This is a genomic window from Frankia sp. CcWB2 (assembly GCF_977927585.1).
This window is the reverse complement of record NZ_CDWRCM010000041.1, coordinates 1-6,584: the sequence shown is the minus strand read 5'-3', so window position 1 is coordinate 6,584 and position 6,584 is coordinate 1. Positions and strand designations below refer to the sequence as shown.

The window sequence follows — 6,584 nt, the reverse complement described above, 5'->3', positions numbered from 1 at the left end:
GTACGAGGTCGTCGACAGCCCGTGGGGAACCCGCCTGCTCATTGGTGACGTACGGGGCAAGGGGCTCGATGCCGTGCGGATCGCGAGCCGGGTGCTCAGCTGCTTCCGGCTGATGAGTCGACACACGGGCGACCTGCGCGATCTGCTGGCGAACCTCGACGCGGAGGTCGCCGATGTCAGCGGCCTGGACGACTTCGTCACCGCGGTCGTCGGACAGGTCGACGGCAGCCGTCTGACGCTGGCGAACGCGGGACATCCCGATCCCGTTCTCGTTCGTGCCGGGCAGGCGGATCTGCTCACCGTCTCGTCCAGGCTGCCACCGCTCGGGCTGATCACGGACGGGAGTAACGTGACGGACGCCGCGCTGCGGGCGGGGGATCGCCTGCTGCTCTATACCGACGGCATCACCGAGGCACGCGCCCCCACGACCGGTGCCTTCTTCCCCCTACTACCCGCGGTCGGGGCCGCGTTCGCCCACGCGTCACTCGACGAGGCGCTGACCGATCTCGCCGACCGGGTCCGGGACTGGACGCGATCGACACTGAACGACGATGTGGCGCTCCTGGCGGTCGAGGTTCCCGGACCGACCCGGCACGCCGGCCCAACCGACGATCGGGTGATCACTGGGAACTGTCGGCGACCCCCTTGGCCAGCCGGTCCGCCCGCTCAATCCGTTCGTCGATCTCGTCACGGAAGGCCACCAGCCGGCTGATTTTCTCGTCGATCTCGACACGGAGCCTCCGGTAGGCCGACGTGCCCTCGGTCAGCAGCCGGATGCGGTCCGCGTTGTCGGACGCCGCGTGGTACTCCTGCCGGACCTGGGCGAGACGATCCTCGTAGGCGAGGATCGTGCGGATCTCGTCCAGGTTGAAGCCGAGCAGCGTCTGCAGCTCGCGGATGCGCCGCACCCGGGCGAGGTCGGAATCCGCGTACAGCCGGTTCCCGCCCAGGGTGCGCCCAGACGGGGTGAACAGCCCCACCTCCTGGTAGTACCGCAGGGCCCGCACCGAGACGCCCAGCTCCTGCGCGGCCTGACCGATCCCGCGCAGGTCACGAGCCGCGTCCTTGGCCGCGTCCCTGACCGCGCTCTTGGCTGCGTCGCCGTCCCGCACCAGGCGATTGTCCCGCATGACGCCATCGGCCCGCATGACGCCATCGGCGGCTCTGATCATCGACGTCGGGGCCTTTCTCGCGCTCAGCCTGTCCCGCGCTCGGCATGTCTCGCGGCCTATCGCTCGGCGACCAGGGGGCTGCTCGGAAGAGCACTCCCGGCACCGTCCTCCATCGCCGCGATGTCGCCCGCGCCGGCCAGCCCCTCGGCCGTCTCTTCGAGCAGTGGACGGCGCACGTGCGGCCGGTCCTTCCCGCGCAGCCAGGAGAAGCCCGCGGCGACCAGGCAGACGACGGCGGCGAAGGCGAGGCGCAAACCGTCACCGAACGGCCCGGAGATGATGTTCGGGAAGAAGGTGTGCCCGGTGAGGAAGTCGGCCTTCGCCGGGTCGAGCTGCGACAGGGTGTCCGGGCCGAGCAGTCGCTCGGTGGGGTTGTACCCGAGGAATGCGGCGAACAGGCTGCCGATCGGCGGCAGGTTCGCCAGCTCGTGCGCCTTCGCCGGGGAGACGCCCTGCCCGACAAGCCCGGAGTACATGGCGTCCGGAAGGCTGGCGGCCAGCCCGAGCGCGATGATGGTGAAGAAGACACCGATGGACAGCACGCTGGCCGAGTTCTGGAACGTGTTGAGCATGCCGGCACCGGCACCGCGCTGGTTGGGCGGCAGGGTGTTCATCACGCTGCTGGTGTTCGGCCCCGCGAACAGGCCCATGGACAGGCCTATCAGCAACATGATCAACGCGAACCACGGATAGTCGAAGTCGATGGGAATGGCGTCGAACAGCAGGAACGCCACCGCCGTGATCACCAGCCCCAGGGTGGCGAACGGACGCGCACCGTAGCGGTCGGCGAACCGGCCGGCCAGCGGCCCCGCCACCAGGAATCCGACGGTCACCGGAATCAGGTAGATACCGGCCCACAGCGGGGTCTTCTCGAAGCTGTAGCCATGCAGCGGCAACCAGATCCCCTGCAGCCAGATGATCAATATGAACTGCAGACCACCACGGGCGAGCGCGCCGAGCAGGGCCGCGATGCTGCCCATGGTGAAGGTCCGGCTCCGGAACAGGTCCAGGCGGAACATCGGGTCGGCGGAGCGCAGCTCGATGACGACGAAGCCGATCAGCACCGCGAGACCGCCAAACAGGCAGCTCAGCACGAACGGCTTGGTCCAGCCCATCGTGTGACCGCCATAGGGCTGCAGCCCGTAGACGATGCCGGTCAGGATCGCGATGAGGCCGACCGCGAACGTGATGTTGCCGGCCCAGCTCGATCCGGGCCTGGGTGCGCGCCCCGTTGTCGCGCAGCTTCAGGTAGGCCCAGGTCGTCCCGAAGATGCCGAACGGCACCGAGACAAGAAAGACCAGATGCCATTCGACCGGCGCCAGCAAACCTCCGATCAACAGCCCCAGAAATGATCCGACGATCGCCGCGACGCCGTTGACCCCCAGGGCGAGCCCGCGTTCGTTCTCCGGGAAGGCGTCAGTGATGATCGCGCTGGAGTTGGCGAAGAGGAAGGCACCGCCCACGCCCTGCAGCACCCGCATGATGCTGATCCACCAGGCGGCTGCCGTGCCATGCATCCAGGTGACGGCGAGCAGGATCGAGAACAGCGTGAAGATCGCGAAGCCGAGGTTATACATCCGCACCCGGCCGAACATGTCGCCGACCCGCCCCAGACTCACCACGAGCACCGAGGTGACCAGCAAGAATCCCATCAGGATCCAGAGGAAGTACGAGGTGTTCTCCGGTGCGAGCGGGTCTATCTCGATTCCCCGGAAGATGTCCGGAAGGGCGATGAGAAGAATCGAACTGTTGATCGTCACCATCAGGATGCCGATGGTCGCGTTCGACAGCGCGATCCACTTGTAGTTGTCCGGACCGGGCCGGGCCAGGACCTCGTCGGCCCCGAGCGGCAGGATGCCGGCGGCGGTGTCGGAAGTCGTCACCGCACGAAGGTAGCGTCTCCATCTAACGTCAGCGGTAGATGTGACCTGGTTCATAGCGGTGCTTACCGTTCACCCGCTACGCAGCCGGTGGTCAAGCGCGGTGTGCCGCTGGCCGTGACCGGCGGCCCGCACCGCCTGGCCGATCGCCCGGCGGGACCCCACCAGCACGACCAGCTTCTTCGCCCGGGTGACGGCCGTGTAGAGCAGGTTGCGTTGCAGCATCATCCAGGCGCTGGTGGTGAGCGGGATGACGACCGCGGGGTACTCACTGCCCTGGGAGCGGTGGATCGTCACCGCGTAGGCGTGGGTCAGCTCGTCGAGCTCCCCGAAGTCGTAGTCGATGTCCTCGTCCTCGTCGGTCCGGATGGTGAGCGTCTGGTTTTCCACATCCAGCGCGGTGACCACGCCGAGAGTGCCGTTGAAGACCCCGCTCGCGCCCTTGTCGTAGTTGTTGCGCACCTGCGTGACCTTGTCGCCGACCCGGAACGTCCGGCTGCCAAAGCGCCGCTCGGCCACGTTCGGGCGGGACGGCGTCAGGGCCTCCTGCAGCAGGGTGTTCAGCGCGCCGGCCCCCGCCGGGCCGCGGTGCATCGGGGTCAGCACCTGCACGTCCCGGCGCGGATCGAACCCGAACTTCGCCGGGATCCGCCGGGCGACCACCTCCGCGGTGATCTTCGCCGCCTCCTCCGCCTCCGCGGCGGCGAACAGGAAGAAGTCGGGCAGTCCCCGGACCAGCGGATAGTCGCCGCGGTTGATGCGGTGCGCGTTGGTCACCACCCCGGACTCGGTCGCTGCTCGGAAGACCTGGGTGAGCCGGACATGCGGGATCGGCGTCCCCTCGGCGAGCAGGTCGCGCAGCACCTGGCCGGCACCGACCGACGGCAGCTGGTCGACGTCGCCGACCAGCAGCAAATGCGCGCCGGGCGGAACCGCCTTGGCAAGCTTGTTCGCCAACAGCAGGTCGACCATCGACGCCTCGTCGACGACGATCAGGTCGGCGTCGAGCGGGCGGTCCCGGTCGAAGGCGGCGTCACCGCCCGGCCGCAGCTCCAGCAGCCGGTGCACCGTCGATGCCTCGTGCCCGGTCAGCTCGGTCAGCCGCTTCGCGGCCCGGCCGGTCGGCGCGGCGAGGATCACCTTCGCCTGCCGGGCCAGCGCGAGCGTCACGATGGAGCGGACGGTGAAACTCTTGCCGCAGCCCGGTCCCCCCGTCAGCACGGCGACCTTGGACGTCAGGGCAAGCTGCACCGCATCGCGCTGTGCCGGCGCGAGCTCGACCCCGGTCCGCTCCCGCAGCCAGCCCAACGCCCGGTCCCAGTCCACCGAGGCAAAGGCGGCCAACCGGTCCGCGCCGGTGTTCAGCAGGCGGCGCAACTGGCCGGCGACGGAGATCTCGGCCCGGTGGAAGGGCACCAGGTAGATCGCGGCCGTCGGCGTCGCCGGATCCTCGCTCGGAACCTCCTCCCGGACGACCCCGTCCTCGGCGACCAGCTCCCCCAGGCACTCGATGACGTCGCCGGTGTCGACCTGGAGAATCTGCACGGCGTCGCTGATGAGCCGGGGTTCGGGCAGAAAGCAGTGGCCACCGCCGTCGGTGGCCTCGGACAGCGTGAACAGCAGGCCAGCCTTGATCCGCTGCGGACTGTCATGCGGAATCCCCACCGCCTTCGCGATGGTGTCCGCGGTGCGGAACCCGATGCCCCAGACGTCCGTGGCCAGCCGGTAGGGCTCATTGCGCACCACACCGATCGACGCGTCCCCGTACTGTTTGTAGATCCGCACCGCCAGCGAGGTGGACACACCCACCCCCTGAAGAAAGACCATCACCTCCTTGATGGCCTTCTGTTCCTCCCACGCCTCGGCGATCGCCCTGGTACGCTTCGGGCCGAGCTTCGGCACCTCGATGAGCCGTTCCGGCTCCTTTTCGATGACGTCCAGCGCCGCGACCCCGAAATGCTCGACGATGCGTTCGGCCAGGCGCGGACCGATGCCCTTGATGAGGCCCGAGCCGAGATAGCGCTGCACGCCCTGGACGGTCGCCGGCAGCACGGTCGTGTAATCCTCGACCTGGAACTGGCGGCCGTACTGCGGGTGCGAGCCCCATCGCCCCCGCATCCGTAGCGACTCCCCCGGCTGCGCGCCGAGCAACGCCCCGACGACGGTCACCAGGTCGCCGCCGCGCCCGGTGTCGACCCGCGCGACCGTGTAGCCGGTCTCCTCGTTGGCATAGGTGATCCGTTCCAGCACCGCATCGAGGACCGCGCCACGGAAGGGTTCGCGTCCGGTCATGGCAGCCGCCGGGACGCCGGGACGATGAGAATCACCGCTTCCTCGGGGTGGGACAAGACGATCTCCAGCTTCGGATGGGGTAGCAGGGTAACGGACCGAGCGGGGCAACGAACAGAGCGGCCGGGGCGGGCGGTGTCCGCCCCGGACCGTGTGCCCATCCTGCCCTTCGGTCGATCGCCACCGTTCCCCGGCGCGGTCCGGCCGTCCCCTTCCGTGACCAGTACCGCGAAGTTAGGTCCGCCGGCATCCTTTTCAGACACCCTCGCTAGCTCAAGGGGCGCCGCTGTTCCTCGTCAAGTGCCCGACGCAACCGGGTGACCACGGCGTCCACGCCGGCGGAGGTGCGGAATACGACGACGGCTGTCCCGGCTTCGGCAGGTGTTTCGAGATGCTCGAGCGCCACCTCCATCGCACGGTTGCACTCCTCGCCGGGGGAGGTGGTCTCGCCTCGGAGCCAGCGTCGGAGCACATGGTTGTGGGCGGTGACGATGGCCGCGGACACCAGCTCGGCACGCAGGGCGCCGTCGGGCTCGTTGCCCATCCAGTCGCGCAGGAACCTGGCGAACAGGCGCTGATACTGCCGGATGCCGGCCACCTCGCGGGCGCGGAGTACAGGGACGGTGCTGGTCAGGCGGTAGCGGGCGAGGGCGAGCTCGCCCTCGGCGAGGTAGTGCTGCAGCACGATGCGGGCGGCCTCCGCGAGAGCGAGCCCGCGGGTCTCTGGAGCGGCGGTCGCGAGCCGGGCTTCGATGTGGCCGAGCAGCACGTCGTGCTCGGGAAAGATCACGTCCTCCTTGGACCGGTAGATCCGGAAGAACGTCGTCCGACCGACGCCCGCGCGTTGCGCGATGTCGTCGACCGTCGTGCCCTCGAAGCCACGCTCCTCGAAAAGCTCGAACGCCGCCGCGACGAGCCTGTCCTTGGCCAAGCGGGCCGGCTGCTGCTCCACGGCACCGAAATTACTTGGTGGTACGTAGTTCCACAACTATGATATTGCGTACCACCACCGTGGAGGAGGAGCCAGGTGAACGCCATCAACAAGGTCGGTGTCGTCGGCTGTGGCCTGATGGGTGCCGGGATCGCCGAGGTCTGCGCCCGCGCCGGCAAGGACGTGGTCGTCGTGGAGATGACCACGCCCGCCGTGGCCGCGGGACGGCAGCGTCTGGAGACATCACTGTCCCGCGCGGAGAGCCGCGGCAAGGTGGCCAGCGCCGCGGAGGTGCTCGCACGCATCCAGGT

At 68.8% G+C, this 6,584-nt stretch carries 5 protein-coding genes and 1 pseudogene; 2 read left to right on the top strand and 4 right to left on the bottom strand.

What is annotated here, in order from left to right:
• The coding region (locus tag ACY45C_RS06670; protein WP_462186765.1) for a PP2C family protein-serine/threonine phosphatase at window positions 1-712 on the top strand (712 nt) is incomplete at its 5' end.
• Here the strand turns inward: ACY45C_RS06670 and ACY45C_RS06665 are convergent.
• From ACY45C_RS06665 to ACY45C_RS06650, 4 genes and pseudogenes are all read right to left on the bottom strand, one after another.
• The gene (locus ACY45C_RS06665) at window positions 621-1,130 is read right to left on the bottom strand and encodes a MerR family transcriptional regulator (RefSeq protein ID WP_462186764.1); all 510 of its coding nucleotides are present in this window, start codon (window positions 1,128-1,130) and stop codon (window positions 621-623) included. The two genes, ACY45C_RS06670 and ACY45C_RS06665, sit on opposite strands and share 92 nt — an antisense overlap.
• A 98-nt stretch (window positions 1,131-1,228) precedes the next feature.
• A pseudogene (locus ACY45C_RS06660) lies at window positions 1,229-3,056 on the bottom strand (MFS transporter).
• 69 nt (window positions 3,057-3,125) lie between these two features.
• Window positions 3,126-5,345 carry an SF1B family DNA helicase RecD2 gene (recD2, locus tag ACY45C_RS06655; RefSeq protein WP_462186763.1) on the bottom strand — a complete coding sequence of 740 codons (2,220 nt, stop codon included), beginning with the start codon at window positions 5,343-5,345 and terminating at the stop codon, window positions 3,126-3,128.
• A gap of 265 nt (window positions 5,346-5,610) precedes the next feature.
• A complete protein-coding gene (locus tag ACY45C_RS06650; protein ID WP_462186762.1) occupies window positions 5,611-6,294 on the bottom strand; it encodes a TetR family transcriptional regulator in 684 nt (227 codons plus the stop codon).
• Window positions 6,295-6,369: 75 nt separating this feature from the next.
• On the opposite strand from ACY45C_RS06650, the gene ACY45C_RS06645 reads away from it, so the two are divergent.
• The coding region (locus ACY45C_RS06645) for a 3-hydroxyacyl-CoA dehydrogenase NAD-binding domain-containing protein (RefSeq protein ID WP_462186761.1) at window positions 6,370-6,584 on the top strand (215 nt) is incomplete at its 3' end.